Genomic DNA, 15283 nt, shown 5'->3' with positions numbered 1-15283 from the left:
CGCTGAACGCGTTACAACGGAACCGTCAAGGCTCCCCGCGTCAACTAACGGACGGCCCCCGCAATGTGACGGTCGCGGTCGGCGGCCTGCTTGCACTTGAGCGCGCAGCAGCGGCCCGCCCGACAGTCGGAACTCCTGCGGGCCGCGCGGCTCGTTAACATGGCGAAATGGACGCTCGGCTGCCGGTCCACATCGGCCATCTCTCCCCGGCCGCGCGCGATGAGATCACGGCGAAACGCCCGGCGCAGCGACGCCCTCTCGGCAATGGTCCAGCCCGGCAGTCCACCCTCAGGTCCGTTGAAATCGACTGGGCCGTTCACGGCCTCGAACCTCGCTGGATCGGCTCGGAGACCTCCGACTGCGTTGCAACTCTCGAGCCGAAGCTCTTCGAGGCCGCAGGTGACACCGCGGTCAGGCGTTTTCTGTCCGGTGCGCTCCAACGGGCGGAAACGGCCTTGGTGATCACGGTCGTTGGGCCCGTGAAGAGGCCGGCGAATCAGTTCTCCGTCTTCGATCAGACAGGGTCGACGGCGGTCAGCTTGTCCGATGCCGACACCTACGTCCGCGGTGAACGACTTCCGACCGGTGTCAAACCGAACTTGGCCGCCGACCTCGGTCAACCGGATCGCGACCTCGCCCTACGCTTGCGCAACAGCGCTCCGGACAACGCCCCATGGTGGGGTCTGAGTCTGCAGGCAAACCACACGTACTCGCCGAGCGGCGCACTCCGTCACCAAGCCGAGCCGGACGGCGACCTCTGTCCCCTCCTGCTCGACCAGCTCGGCGCTCCAGTGGCAGCGGTGTGGGTTCCGTCGGACGGTTCCCAGCGCTGCTACATCCTCCCGGACGGGTTCGACTGGAACACGGTGCTCGACTGGCTGTCCCACCAGGCGATCCCCTACTACAACCCGGAAGCGGCACGGCGCCACCGCACCTCCTCCGCAGTCGACCCGAGCCTCGAGACGCAGGCGGAAGCGGCAACACGGCAGGCACTGTCCGAGATGATGGTCCGCCACGCGGAAGAGCGCGCCACTCTCGAACAGCAGGCAGCCGACGCCAAAGCCGCCGCCGACGACGTGCGCGACGGGTTGTTCCACGGCACCGGCGCTGTACTTGCCAAGGCAGTCGGCCAAGTACTCGTCGACGCCGGGTTCGACGTCATCGACCTTGATGAGGAACTGGGCGCCACCCGCTCCGCCGACCTGCTGGCCACCTTCGACGCCGTCAACGTGCTCGTCGAAGTGAAGTCCGAAAGCGGTCGCGCCAAGGAAGGCCTCGTCTCCGACCTTCAACGCCACCTGGACACGTGGCCCCAGATCAGGCCCGATACGCCCGTGGCGGACGGGGCACTGATCGTCAACCACGAACGCAGGCTGCCGCCGGACCAGCGCGTGCCGGAGGTCTACCAGCGCCGCGAGTTCATCCAGTCTCTCAAAGTCCCGGTCATCTCCACGCGGCAGTTGTTCGACTGGTGGAGGTCCGGGGACTGGCAGACCATCCGAACGACTCTGATCAAAACGCCACCTCCCTCGACCGCGCCCGTTGTTTCCCAAGACGATCGACAACGCCGCCGGTGGTGGCAACGCTAGGGCGTCGCCGCAGCGGTCCAGAGCACAACGCAGGACGACGAAGCAGTCCGAACACAAGGACGAAGTGGGAAACGACTTGCGTGGCGCCAACGGAGCAGGCTTCTTCGCGCGTGTGATCGCTGCGTTGAGCCCGACGCTCGCTTCTCGAGCAATCTCCGCCCTGCGGCCGGCGCGGCAGGGGCGTACCTGGACTTAGGGCAGGGCAACCACGACCTGTTCATCATCCGAACGTTTGTGACGACGGACTTGACACGATCCCGGTTCGCCCAGCCGGACGACGACCGGACGGTCGCTGCCCGGTTGTCCACACTACGACCTTGACCGGCGCGGGCACGGACTGCATCCGCTCTATGCCGCTGATCGTGTGCCGCACTCATGCCGATGAGCGGACGCCGTACGGGTACGTGCCGGGGCTTCAGACAGCGGCGGTTGCAGGGTCCCAGACGAGAATCGGGGCGGTGACGGGCATGATGGGTGAGCCGGAATGGGTTCCGGTGACACGGATTTCGTAGCCGCCGAGTGGGAGTGCGGGTGCGCTGGTGTGGAGGAGTCCGCCGCTGTTGGGTGGGCGGCGCGCGAACCGCTTGGAGCCTTGGTGATGCACCCGTCCACCGCGATATTCTCCAGCAACAGGCCCACCATGCGGTCGTACGCCTCCAGCGCGATCTGCTTGAACTGGGTGAACAATCCGGCTTTGATCCATTCGTCGCGTCGGTTGCGGATCGTGAACGCCGAGCACGTGGTGTCGGCTATCGCCTCGTACGAACAGCGAACCGCAACACCTGGACGAGCTTCTCGAACACGATCCGATCCTAGATCCGGCGCCGGCAGCAGCCCAGCGGATGGGTGGGATCGATCACTGGTCGAAGTGGGATCAGCGCGCCAAACTGGTCCCACGGTGTGGCAGTCAGCCATGATGGCAACGCGCAGGCACACCTATGGTGATCACGAATCGTATTCAGCTTCGTGATCACCATAGGTGTGCCTGCTCCTCATAGCGGGTGAGGCCGCCCCACCCAATCTGCGCGACCTCTTACCTATCTCGAGGAGACGGTCCATGGGGCGAATCACCCCGATCAAGACTCGCTACGCGGGCTACCGGTTCAGGTCCCGCCGAGAGGCCAGGTGGGCGGTCTTCTTCGACACCCTCGCTATCCCATGGCGTTACGAGCCCGAGGGCTTCAGCCTCGGTGATGCCGGAGCGTATCTACCCGACTTCCAGCTCTACCCGAACACCGAGCTGGCGATGTGGTTCGAGGTGAAGGGCGAGTTCCCGACCGACGTCGAAGTCCGCAAGGCGCAGGCGCTAAGCACTGGAACGGGTCTCCGGACCTGCATCTACTTCGGCGAGATGGACTTGCCTGCCCCAGCCAGCTTGACCAACATGAGCCTCAACGAGTTCGTGGACCATGTGCCGGAGTACCGCTGGGTCGACGACATCGGATGGGCACCTTTCCCCACCGGGCCTGCCAAATGGGAGCTTGGCTTCGGACCCACTGCCTACATGATCACCCCTCAAGAAGGTGCAGAGCCCGGCACCTCGCCCTGGTGGTGGACGGATTGCAGCCTCTGCGGCCAGATCATCTTGAAGGTCCACGGCCAGATCGGGTGGTGCCCATACCGCGGCGACGACCTACCCGAGGACCACCTGCTGTACCCAAGCTTCGGCCACGCAACACCGCGCCTTCAGGCCGCCTACACAGCTGGGAAGTCGGCCCAGTTCGAGTTCGGCGAGACCGGGCATTCAAGCTGACGATGCCGCCTTGCCCTGCCTTGGCTTGCCTTGCCGCTCCGACGCCACAACCGTCCAGACCAGCACGCCTAGTAGTGCTTTGTTAGGTCTTGTTGACCTGGGTCGTTGCGGATGTGAGTGTCTGGGTCTGGACGGGTTGCCGGCAGGTGTGGCAGACGCCTGTCCACACCGCGAGTAGGGCCTGGAGTTCGCGCAGGACCGCGTAGAAGCTCAGGCCTCCGCAGGGGCTTTTGGGGTGCGGCGGAGCTAGGTGCAGATGGCCTGGGCGACGGCGGCGAGGGTGGCGTGGTGGTGCCAGCCGAGCCAGGCGCGGCCTTCGGAGTGGTCCAGGCCGAGTCCTTCTTTGAGTTCGCGGTAGTCGTGCTCGCACGCCGACCTCAGACGGACAGAGCCGATGAGCCTTGGGAGCACGGAGTGGGAGCAGATTGGGAGCAACTCCGTGCGTTCAACGTGCCCGAACTGTCCTCAATGGACCTGAACGGAACCGCGCCGACCTGCAGGAGTGTCGTTTCCGCAGGTCAGCGCGGTATCGGTGCCTTAGTTCACACCGAAGAGGTCACTGGTTCGATCCCAGTATCGCCCACAGTGTGTTTTACCTGGTCAAACGGGGTATCGATGATCTTCATCGATACCCCGTTTGCGTTGCATGGGAGCAGATTGGGAGCAGAAGTCCTCCCTCAACTCGCCAGATCTACGCGAAGTCTTGTCATCGAGATTCGCAATCCGCAGGTCAGCGAATTGAGGCTCGCAGGACTGCTCGTGACCTCTTCGCCGCCACCTAAGTGGTCACCAGGCGTCAGAGTCATCCGCCTCGGCAGCTTCCTCCTAGGGCTGATCAAGTCGCCCGCGAACCGTCTCGGTAAACGCCTGCCCTAGCTTGGCAGACCCCATAACCCCCAGATACGGGTTTACGCGCCGCTGACCTGCAAAAGCAGGATGTCCAACGCAACTAAACGCAGTTGACGAATTGTGAAGAGTGTTGCTGTCAGTCCACACAGTCAACAAAGATCCACTCCTCCAGGCTTAGCGAGCAGTGAGTGCTGACGCTGGGCAGTGACACCGGTGTGTTCTCCTGCTTATAGCGCCATGCTCGTTGACCGCCGTCAGCGTGACGCTGACACGAGTGCGCGGGAGGCTCAGATCGTGTCGATCCATGAGACCGCTGTTCGCGCCGCGGCAAGCCACGAATGAACCCGACGATGCTGATCACGCCGGCCGGGATCGAGGAAGTCGTCCTTGAAGGCTCCCCCTGTGCATCAGCCAGTTCCGTTGCCCATACATCTCCTGGACCAGATCGAAACTCTCGGCGTCCTCCGTCCGCAGCGACCTCGCCGCCACAGCGCTGGGAAGATCGTCATAATACCGTTGCGCGAAGGGCACGTTGCGCCTGGACAGAACTGGGGCAATCGTTCCGTCTCGCTCGCCTCCATTCCTGGCGATGAGAAGATGCGCGGCGATCTCACAAGCGCTGGCCATGGACAGGACGGCTTCCCGCAGCACTGTGCCGTGAAGGTGTTCCTCGGCGTCGATGATGAGTGAGCGGTGCAACGGGGGCGGCAACGCCGTGCCCAGGCTGGTCTCGAGAGCGGCCAGATCCGCTACGCCGGTTTCAGGCGATCTGATGCTGTTGGACTTCGCGACACCATTGACCCCTGGACCAAAAACGCCCAGACTCGATCTGTCGTCTCCGTTGAACCACGTGCAGCTGTAAGGAACGTTGATGACGAATCGGTCGTCCTGAGTCCTCCACGAACGGTCGATTCGTTTCACGAACGGGGAGTTCGCCACGAAACGGAGGTGGTCTAGGTAGTAGTCGGCCATGATCGTGACTCGGTCCAATGACCGTTGAAATTCTTCGTCCACGTCGAAGGCGTCGGGATCCACCTCCCATTCCAGGACGACCTGCACCCGGTCGAGGCAGGTCGATTCCACCGCAAAATCCAGCTTTCCCTCGGATCCGTCCGCACGGGCGGTCGATATCTGCATGCTCGAAAGCGTGACATCAATGTCTTCGGGAAACAGCGGGTCGCCCAACGCCTTCGGACGAACCCACGCTCTGAAGTCACCCGCGTCGATCCCGATCTGCCCGGCCTCCTCCCCCTCGTTCAGTCGAGGAAGCACGTACCCGAGGTACAGCTGGTAAATGCCGACGATCTTCATGCGCCCGTCCCATCCGGTGCTGGTGATCTGATTCGTTCCAGCCCGTCCGCGACCAGCCGCGTGATGGCCGGGTCCACAGCGCGCAGTGCGACCGAGGCAGAACTCCATCTGTCGTGTTTCAGCAGTGTGCCCACAAGGCCGAGGTACTCGGACTCCATGCCCAGCTGGAACGCGAGAAGCGCCGCCTCCGCCGACGCTGCCAAGCTGTCCCCGTCGATCCCATCGCTGAGCAACTCGACGCGAAGATCGTCGACCGTGTCCTCGTCGCCGGACTAACCGAGGTCACCGAGCATTCGTGGACGGAATGTCCAACCCTGCCAACGGAGTCCAAGACAGGCTGTGCGCCACCGTGTACGCCTCGACAGCACGACGAACCCGCCACCGGCATCGCCCGAGGCGCCGGCGATGCTTCTCTTGCCCGCACGAGCCTTGACGCTCACCGGATGAGCCTACTTTCTCCGGCGCACCCGCTTTGGCGAGTCCCCGGTGCGCTTCAGGCCGGGGACGCTCGGAGATCAACTCGTCTGGCATGCCAGTAAGGTTCTTGGAGATGCGCCAAGCAAGTTGGCGGCTTCCAAGAGGGGAAGGACGTCTGGGTGCGGTACGACTTGACCCGGTTGGGAGCCCAGGAGTTCGAGGAGATGTCGCAGTCGCTGACCATCGCGGTACTGGGTGGTGCGGTGTCCGTGTTCGGAGCGGGACCCGACGGCGGTCGCGAAGCCACCTTCGAAGGGCGGATGCGCTATCCGCAGCCTGAGCCTGCGTCCGGACCGTGGAACGGCTACGGGATCTTGCAAGCCAAGTTCCGCCGCACCGCAGGCCAGACCGGACCGGACACCGACTGGTTCCTCGGCGAGGTCCGCAAGGAGCTGGAGAACTGGGTCAAGGTCGGTGCCAGGCGCACCACCAAAGGACGGCTTCCCCAGTACCTGGTCTTCAGCACCAACGTCGTGCTGTCACCTGATCCTGGCCGAGGCGGCATCGACAAGGTCGATCAACTCATTCGCCATTACGTGACCACCAAAGGCCTTGAGCTCAAGGACTGGGCGGTGTGGCACCACGACCAGATCTGCCGCTTCCTCGACGTCCACGACGGAGTACGACGCACCTACTCCGGCTTCACCCTGACGGGTGACGTGTTGTCCGAGGCCTACCGGGCGCTGACATCGCTGAAGCCCGATCAAGTTCCTCCTACTGATTTCTCCACGCTGCTGACCGGCCAGGCGGCCAAGGAACTGATGGCACAGCAGTGGGTCCGGCTGGGCCAGGCCGGAGCGCCGAACAATCGCAAGCTGCAACTGAGCAACGTCGCGATCGACCTACCCGCCCAACTCGAACCCGGTCCTGACGGGGAGAGCCACACCGAAGCCGTCGAGGGCGTCGTCGCCCACATCGTCCAGCACGGCAACCGAATCCGGCGAGGGAAACCCGCATCCGCGGATCTACCGCACCTCACGGTCGTCGGCGGTCCGGGGCAGGGCAAGACCACCCTGGGACAACTGTTGTGCCAGGTGTACCGAGTGGCCTTGCTGTCCGAGCGCCCGTCCCACACGCTGGGGCCGGACGTGCCGGAGATGCTCCGGCGTTATCAGGACCACCTGAGCACGCTGAACATCCCGACGCCCCGATGCAACCGATGGCCGGTGCGGGTCGCGTTGAGCCAGTTCGCAGACGCGCTGGCGGTACGTCCCTCGATCAGCCTGCTTGACTACATCGCCGACCTTGCGCGCGCGACCGGTCCGATCAACGCGCTGATGACCCGCGCGTGGTTGCGGGAGTGGCCCTGGTTGGTGGTGCTCGACGGCCTGGACGAAGTCGCTGACCCCGAGACCCGCGAGGCGACGCTCTCCGCCGTCCGCGACTTCCTCGTTGACGCGGCGCAGGCGGAAGCCGACCTGCTGGTGGTCGCCACCACCCGGCCACAGGGATACCGAGGCGAGCTGAGCCCGGCGTACTACCGCCAGCTCACCTTGCAGCCCATGCGCGCCGACAATTCGCTGGAGTACGCCGAGCACCTCGCGCGCCTGCAGTACACGGACGACCCGGAAATGCACGACCTGCTCGTACAGCGACTGCGCACCGCAGCGGCCGAGCCGCTCACCGCACGGCTCATGCACACGCCGTTGCAGGTCACGATCATGACGCTTCTGCTGGAACGACGAGCCCGGGCACCACAGGACCGGCACGGCCTGTTCGAGGCCTACTACAAGACCCTGTACGAGCGTGAGGTCGGCAAGGACACGCCCGATTCCCGACTGCTGGAGCAACAGCGCAACAACATCGACCGCGTGCACGAGCGCGCCGGACTGCTCCTGCAGATCCGCGCCGAGCACGCGGGCGAGGCAGAAGCGCACCTGCCCGAACGCGATCTGCGAAGCATGATCCACGACCGGCTCGTCGAGGAGGGGTACGACGAGGAGAAGGCCACGTGGATGGCGGGGCGGTTGCTGGTGCTGGCCACCGATCGCCTGGTGCTGCTGGTGGGCATGCCCAGGGCCACCATCGGATTCGAAGTGCGCAGCCTGCAGGAGCTCATGGCCGGCAGGGCGCTGTTCACCGCAGGAGATGCCAAGCTGTTGGAGGTGCTGAAGCACCTCGCGGTGTCCGCCCACTGGCGCAACACCTGGCTGTTCGCGGCGAGCAGGGTCTTCGTCGAACACGAACCCCTGCGCAGTGACATGATCCTCATGCTTCAGGAGCTCGACACTACCGATTCGCTGGCCGGTTGGTTGATGCCCGGTGCTCGGCTCGCACTCGACATGCTCGACGAGGACATCGCCGCTCAGCAGCCTCGATACACGCAGCTCCTGCTCACCCGCGCCTTGCGGCTGCTCGACACGTACCCAGGCGACACCGTCAACCGCCTGATGTCAGTGGTGCATCGCATCACCAGCCGGGATCTCGATCTGATCCGCCTGGTGCTGGACGCCATCGACACCCGCATCAGCAGTCACGGGAAAGCGACGGTTACGGCACTGGACGCTCTCGCCGCCTGGGCGCAACACCCTGGCGACGCCTCGATCAGTGCCCGCAGCCGGGTGGACAAGATCCGCAACAACCCGCCACCAGCGTTGGAGGAGGCCGTCCACGAGTTGCGGATGTACAGCAGCAACGAGATCTGGCAACGCCAGGGCCTCGACCGTCCCAGAGGCGAACGCGAAACGCTCGACTCCGTCCTGCTGCGCTCGGTCGCCGAGGCGCATCCGCCATCAGATCAACGCTCACGGCTCGAACGCGCAGCTGAACTGCTGACGCAGTCCACCACGCTGACCGCGGACTTCCGTGATCCGGAGCTACAGCGGTCGATCATCGAGCTGGTCAACGGACTCGATCCCCGTCTCTGGCGGCACGCCACAGAGGTACATCAACTGCTGCAGCACTGGCATACCCGCCAACCGGTCGACGTCGACGTCATCGTGGGACTGACGAAACCGCCGGCTCAGGAACTTTGAAGCGCGCTAGCAGCGACTAAAGCCAAGGTTCTCGCGCATGAGATCACGCAGCTTCACTAACGCCTGCTCGAAGTCTTGGCCTGCTTCGTTGACCACCGGGCGGCCGCGGTGAGGATTCCTGGCAGCGTGGCGGTTCTGGAACGCCGGCTGGTGGCGGTGCTCGGCCGCATCGGCGAGAACACCGGGGCTGGCCGCAGGTCCGCATCAAGTTCGAGGACCCGGATCGCGGGCCTGGCGGACGATACCCGCTGAGCCTCAACGACCGTGTTGACGTCGAACTCGAGCGGACACCGCTCAACAGGACGTGGACGGCCTACCGCCTGACGCGATGAAGCACGGTGCCTATGGCGCGGACGGACCAGAGGGCGGGACGGCAGCGCGCTCGGCCGCTGACGGGATCGCTCCTGGGAGCGACACGATGATCACGTCGGTGATCCCCGGCAGGTTGATCAGCGCTCGTCGGGTTTCGTCGTGGTGCTCGGTGGAACACGAGTCGTCGTAGATGAAGACGATGATCTCGCGGTAGCGCTCGCTGTCCTTGAGGTAACCGATCGAGTCGATGATCACCTCCTGTTCCACTTCCTTGAAGTGGTGCTTGGTGCGTACGTACTTGACCTCGACGAGCAACCCGAGGCTGGGCAGCGCGAAGTCCGCGCGGTATGCGCTGTGCCCGAGCTTCGGCAGGTTCTCCTCGTCGACCACGTCGTCGAACGTGGCCCGGAGCATGACCCACAGGATGGCCTGCACCTCCCGTTCCGCGTCGACGCGCCACCGCTTGGGGTCCCTGTGGTGGCTGGGGTCCCACACCCACCGCTTCATCGCTGGCGGGAACCGCCGCAGCACCTGACTCACCTGGAGCACGCTGACGACCAACTGGTCGGCGCTGGTCGCTGCGACCGCTTCCGCAAAGTGGAGCCACAACGCGGCGTGCCGAACCTCCAGATGGGCGGGATCAGCGCGCAGGAACGCGAGCATCGCCCGCCGCTTCGCGACGTGCAGCTCCTCCAGGGTTTCCCGCGTGACGCCGGTGCCGGACGCGAGCAGGTAGAACGCGGCGACAAGCGCGTTGTCCGTCATCGCCGCCAGATCGGAGACCTTTGCGGGCTCGCCGGTCAGCTCGGCGAGAACGTGGCTCTGCATGAGGTCGATCCACAGGTCGTTGGGTTCCCGCAGGCGATGGTCGAACGACTTCCTCAACCAGTCCAGGAAACCCGGTACACGTTCACGTACCGTTCGCGCCGCGAGGTGGAGACCGAGGACGATGCCGGCCGAGTACATCGGCGTGATCCGATCCCCCGGATACGGGTCACGCCCGACCAGCCGTTCAAGTCCGCTCACCAGCACGTTGCTGACCTCGGGAAGCCATTCCGGTCGGAGGTCGACGAGATATCCCAACACCGCCAGCGCAGAATGCGACTCCAGCCGACCGGCGTTGGTCTTGAGCCACTCGTCAAGTTGGGGTTCGACGTGCCACCGGATCGATGTGCCTTCGCCGAGCACGTGGCGCGCGAACAAGCCGTCGAGGCTGCCCAGCACGTTCTCGCTCTCGACCCGGTCCGCAAACGCCAGGAGCTGCCCGCCGAAGTACGTGCGTTCCGCTGGGACGTCGTCGGGCTCGGTCACAGGAACCACCTGCTATAGCGCAACTTTCCGAAGACCACGTCCGAGTTCCAGTTCGTCACGTGGCGCAGCTTGCCCAGCAAGCCGGCGATGAGGTCTGAGTACAGGATGGTCACCGGCTTCGAGGTCGGATACGGCCTCCGCCAAGACATGGCGGTGAACCTGAAGAGCTGACCGGCGAGGTAGTCGATGTCGGTGAAGGTGGACTCGCGGTGCAGTTTGAGCAGCAACGGTCGAGGTGCCCCCTGCCGTTCGGTCTTCAACTCCCGCGGTCCCGTCACCGTCACCAGCATCTCGCTCTTGCTGATCGGCACGGCAAATCCGCGGTTCGCGACGCACTTCCCCTTGTAGCCCCGTCCAGCCTTGATGCCCTCCGCCCTCTCGTCGAGAATCATCCACGGCGACTCGGCGACGACGTTGACGAACGCGAACTCGACACCCGCGAAGTCCGTGGTGAGCCCGGCCACCAGCTCCTTCACCGCGGTGGCCTCCTCGTCCTTCAAAGGCTTGAAGACGTGGAAGATCAACCGGACGAAGTCCTTCGGCTGCCACCCCTCCCGGTCCCTGACCTCGGTGAGACACGTGCGCAACGTGTCCAGCAACGCCTTCTGGTACTGCTCGTAAGGCGCCTCCCTGGAGACGTTCGACACGAGATAGGTGCCGTCGGTGTTGAACACCGTCGTGATCCCGACGTAGCGCTCACCCTTGACCATGCGGTCCTGAACGACCTGCGCGCTGCCGATACCGAAGATCAGCTCTCGCGCCATGGGCTGGCCGCTGTCCTTGATCGCGAACGGGGTCCCGCCCAGCTTGGCGTACACGGCGAGCGCCATCGTGGTCAGCGGGTAGGCGATGCTGGGCTGGTCCGTGATGTTCTCGACCTGGAACTCCTGCACCGCGACCCCTTGACTCATGAAAGTCGACTTCGACACGAGGTAGGGGCTGTCGTTGCCCGTCAGGTGTTCCTGGGCAGCGCTGGTGAAGACGAACGCGAGGTTGATCTTCTCCTTTGCCTCCAAGGCGTTCAGGCAAGCTCGCTTGTACGCAGCAGCGTCCTGAACGTCGCCGTCGAAGGCCGTGAGAACGAACGTGCAGTCCGTCAGCCTGAACTTGCGCACGAAGCCCGCTGGGAACGCCGAGGAACCTCGCACACCGTCGCGGAACCTGTTGAGGAAGGTCTCCACCCTGCCCTGGAACTGTCGGGGCACCACGACGGCGATGGTCGGCGCTTTCGGCGTGAACGACTCCGCGTCCAAGGGACCGAACTTGGTCAGGCCGGAGTCCGGGTACCGGTCCGTCTTGTCGCCGGAGTGGTCGAACACAAAAGTCGGCTCGGTCAACGTCCGCAGATACGAAGGCTGATCCTGCTTCAAGCGCAGCGGCATGGCGAGGTGCGCCTTCATGCCTGCGGCGACGTCGAGGGGTCCGAGGCCGAGTACTACCTTCGCGATCTTGTCCGTGTCCGCGATGCGCCGCTGCGCATCGTTGAACGCGGCGATCTTGCCCTCCAACGCGACCAGGTCGCGGTCGAAAGAACGGCCGCACACCTTTCGGAGCACCGAGTGGAAGTTGGCCTTGTTCGGCTCGATCCACGCCTGTGCGGCGTAGATCTTCACCTCGCCCTCCCGTCCTTGCACGACCAGCTCGTCGCCTTCGACCGCCACCACGCGGCCGACGAGTGCGCGCTTCGCCTGCGGATCCTGACCTGGCCAGCTCCGCGCAAGCTCCGACTCGGCCATCACGTAGGTCCCCACCACGGCGACCCCGCGCTTCAGCAGGATGTCAGCGGGGATGTCGATCTCGTAGCGGGCCTTCATCCCGATCACCACACCGGGAAACCCACGAGGTCCACTGCGGCGGACCTCGATCGAGTGCTCCGGATGCACGTGGAGCCCACCGATGGCGCGCCCCAACGCCTGTGCCAGCAGGTCCCCGCCGGTCCGCCGCGAACACGAACCGCATCGGATACTCACGCCGCAGTTCGTACTTCCACTCGGTGATCAGCACGCGCCGCAAACGGTCCTCGAGCAGTCTGGTCTGCAACAGCAGGTCTTCAGGGCCGGACGTGACCACGCGCTGCGTGCCGACCTGTGCAGCGCCCTCGGCCACCGGAACGCAGATGATGTTGCCGCGTTCACGGACGACCACGTGCGACTCCCGCAGGCGCTCCCGGAGATCCTTCAACTGATCCGCGGACTCAAAGGGCACCACGCCGGCCATGGCTTGCCCGGAGAACCGGACGGGCATGAAGTTCGTGAACAGCGACGACTCCCTGCTGCAGGTTGGTGTTCGAAGGTCTCCTAAGTTCCCCATCAGCTGAGGTTACGACGCGACCCCGACAATTTTGGGTGCCCTCCTGCAGCGACGCCTACTCGGGCTGTGACCCATGTGGACTGTCGCATCCACACATCAATGATCATCCGTGTGTGCCTCACTCACCTCGAATGTCCTTGATTTGTCCCATAACTGTCCAAACGCAAGTCTGGCGGGCAAACTGGCCATCGCCCCGCAGCGGACGGCGCGGCGCCGAACCCCACGGACTGTCAAACCCGCACTTCCTGCCAGGGCAACGAATCAGCACTCAGTCATGACGACTCGCTTGGCGTGTCCCGGTGAGGAACCGGTTAGCGGCGGAGTTAGCATCAGAGTCTCGGGCGCGCCGTCAGCCGCCCTGGAGTTCACATGAGCAAGACCGCGGGCAGGTTCGGGGAGCGCAGCGGCCTTGCAGAACGGAGCATTCCCGAAACATGGACCTGACTCACTTCTCCGTGAGCGGATTCCGTTCGCTCATGCGGGTCGAAGGCATTCCGGTCAGTTCGCCGACACTCGTCGCCGGGCACAACGACGGGGGCAAGACCGCGCTGCTCGACGGACTCAGCTTCCTGTTGGGCGAGCACACCGTGGAAGAGGCCGACCTCACCTACGCCACCGGCGGCCCGGGAGAGCACCGCGCGACGATCGCGGTCGAAGGGCAGTTCGCCCTCGACGAGTGGGAACAGCAGACCTTCCAGCGGCCGTCGCTGATCCGCATCCGCAGGATCAGCGACGGCACCAGCGCCTCGTGGGAACTCAGGGCCGCCGTTCCCACGGACCCGCGGCTGCGGGACCTGTCCCAGTACAAGGCCCCCGAGCTCGCGGCCTTGATGAAGGACCTCGGACTGCCTCCCGTCTCGCTCAAGGAGCAGCGTCTCGCCGCTCTGCGCGCGTACGGCCAGGACAACTCCAGCGGAGAAGACTGGATCCCTCTCCCGAAGGACTTGAAGAACCGGCTCCCCCGGCTGTTGTCGTTCGACGGCACCAAGGCGAGCGCCGAGAACGCGATCAAGGTGGCGTTGAGTTCCAGCTTCTCCGCGCACATCAAGGACCCGAGCCTCCAGGGCAAGCTCACCGAACTGGAGGAAGAGGTCCGGATGCGGTTGAGCACCGAGTCGAAGACGCTCTGCGACCACATCATGCAGCGGTGCCCCGACATCACCGACGTCGTGGTCGAGCCGGACGTCTCGTTCAGCCAGGCGTTGCGCGGCACCCGCATCCGCATCTCCCGCAAGGCCGGCGGCCCCGTCGACCTCACCCGGTCCGGGCTGGGCAGTCAGCGGCGCATTTCGCTGGCCATCTGGGAGTGGACGAGCGAACTTCTCGCGGACCAGGCCCAGGAGCAGGTCACCGACGGGGAAAAGCAGGCCACGCCTCTCCAGACGATCGTCGTCTACGACGAACCAGACACCCATCTGGACTACACCCACCAGCGGAAGGTCATGGACCTCATCCGCGAGCAGAGCGCCATCCCGCACGTCAACGTCGTGGTCGCGACGCACTCGATGAACCTGATCGACGGCGTGGACATCGCCGACGTGGTGCACCTGAAGATCGAGGACGGGCACACCGTCGTCGAGCGCCTCGGCACCGAGACGCACGACAACATCGACAACTTCCTCGGCAAGATTGCCGCGAGCGTCGGTCTGCGCAACTCGGTGCTGCTGCACGAACGCTACTTCCTCGCCGTCGAGGGAGACACCGAGCAGCAAGCGGTGCCGCACCTCTTCCGGCTCAGCCAGGGACTCTCGCTCCAAGCCGCCGGAGTCGCGCTCTGGTCCTGCGACAACAACGCGGGCGCCCTGCACCTCGGGAAGTATCTCGTCCAACACGGCCGGAACGTGCTCGTGATGATCGACGCGGACAGCCAACGCGAGTCGCTGTTCAAGGAGGCGTCCCTCCGGCGGATCTTCGAAGATCGGTTCGACGACGTGGTCGTCTTCGTGGGACAGCCGGACAACGTCCGGGAGTTGGAGGAACTGTTCCCCGACGAACTCTGGGCTCGGGTGGCGAACGAACGCTGGCCGAGGCCGGAGCCGTGGACTCCAGCCGACTTCACCCGGCACCGGGCAGGCAAGAAGTTCAGCGGGGACGTCCAGGAAATGCTCCAGACGGAGAGCGAACTGGGACCTGCGGGCAAGCCGGCCATGATGGTCGGCTTGGCCCTGTCCCTGCGCAGCGCCGACGAGGTGCCACGCCAACTGCGGGAGATCTTTCAGGAACTCACCGAACTAGCCGCACAGTAGCCACGCCTCAGCCTCGTCCTGGGGCTCTGCGCCGCCACGTCGGCGCGCGAGCATCCGGTGTTTGCGTTGTTCGTCGGTCGGAGGCTCCCACTGGTGCCAGCCAGTTGGGGGCGTCCACCTTCGCGCGTGCTCGCGCTGGACCACACCACA

The 15283-nt window shown here is 64.8% G+C and carries 8 protein-coding genes and 1 pseudogene; 4 read left to right on the top strand and 5 right to left on the bottom strand.

Features of this window, described 5'->3' with window-relative positions; translation table 11 throughout:
* The first annotated feature begins 167 nt into the window (after positions 1 to 167).
* On the top strand, positions 168 to 1589 hold the full coding sequence (locus ACIQF0_RS26400; protein ID WP_401033403.1) for a hypothetical protein: 1422 nt from the start codon (positions 168 to 170) through the stop codon (positions 1587 to 1589).
* A gap of 549 nt (positions 1590 to 2138) precedes the next feature.
* Here the strand turns inward: ACIQF0_RS26400 and ACIQF0_RS26395 are convergent.
* Positions 2139 to 2566 (bottom strand): annotated as a pseudogene (locus ACIQF0_RS26395) (hypothetical protein); the annotation flags it as partial.
* 80 nt (positions 2567 to 2646) lie between these two features.
* Between ACIQF0_RS26395 and ACIQF0_RS26390 the strand changes: the two are divergent.
* On the top strand, positions 2647 to 3342 hold the full coding sequence (locus ACIQF0_RS26390; RefSeq protein WP_401033401.1) for a hypothetical protein: 696 nt from the start codon (positions 2647 to 2649) through the stop codon (positions 3340 to 3342).
* A 246-nt stretch (positions 3343 to 3588) separates the two neighbouring features.
* On the opposite strand, the gene ACIQF0_RS26385 is transcribed toward ACIQF0_RS26390, so the two are convergent.
* Together ACIQF0_RS26385 and ACIQF0_RS26380 are read right to left on the bottom strand one after the other, a co-directional pair.
* Positions 3589 to 3753: a hypothetical protein gene (locus tag ACIQF0_RS26385; protein WP_359844478.1), complete on the bottom strand. Its 165-nt coding sequence runs from the start codon at positions 3751 to 3753 to the stop codon at positions 3589 to 3591.
* Between the two features lie 795 nt (positions 3754 to 4548).
* Positions 4549 to 5502 carry a hypothetical protein gene (locus ACIQF0_RS26380; protein WP_401033399.1) on the bottom strand — a complete coding sequence of 318 codons (954 nt, stop codon included), beginning with the start codon at positions 5500 to 5502 and terminating at the stop codon, positions 4549 to 4551.
* A gap of 596 nt (positions 5503 to 6098) precedes the next feature.
* Here ACIQF0_RS26380 and ACIQF0_RS26375 point away from each other — a divergent pair.
* Positions 6099 to 8954 carry an NACHT domain-containing protein gene (locus tag ACIQF0_RS26375; RefSeq protein WP_401033397.1) on the top strand — a complete coding sequence of 952 codons (2856 nt, stop codon included), beginning with the start codon at positions 6099 to 6101 and terminating at the stop codon, positions 8952 to 8954.
* 342 nt (positions 8955 to 9296) lie between these two features.
* On the opposite strand, the gene ACIQF0_RS26370 is transcribed toward ACIQF0_RS26375, so the two are convergent.
* Complete coding sequence (locus ACIQF0_RS26370) at positions 9297 to 10577, bottom strand: hypothetical protein (RefSeq protein ID WP_401033395.1); 1281 nt, start codon at positions 10575 to 10577, stop codon at positions 9297 to 9299.
* Positions 10574 to 12547 (bottom strand): Piwi domain-containing protein, encoded by a 1974-nt coding sequence (locus ACIQF0_RS26365; RefSeq protein ID WP_401033393.1) that lies wholly within the window; start codon positions 12545 to 12547, stop codon positions 10574 to 10576. The genes ACIQF0_RS26370 and ACIQF0_RS26365 overlap by 4 nt, the downstream gene beginning before the upstream one ends.
* Positions 12548 to 13363: 816 nt before the next feature.
* Here ACIQF0_RS26365 and ACIQF0_RS26360 point away from each other — a divergent pair.
* A complete protein-coding gene (locus ACIQF0_RS26360; protein WP_401033391.1) occupies positions 13364 to 15133 on the top strand; it encodes an ATP-dependent nuclease in 1770 nt (589 codons plus the stop codon).
* The last annotated feature ends 150 nt before the right edge of the window (positions 15134 to 15283 follow it).

This window comes from Lentzea sp. NPDC092896, assembly GCF_044754905.1.
GTDB lineage: Bacteria > Actinomycetota > Actinomycetes > Mycobacteriales > Pseudonocardiaceae > Lentzea.
This window is presented reverse-complemented; position numbering and strand designations above follow the sequence as displayed.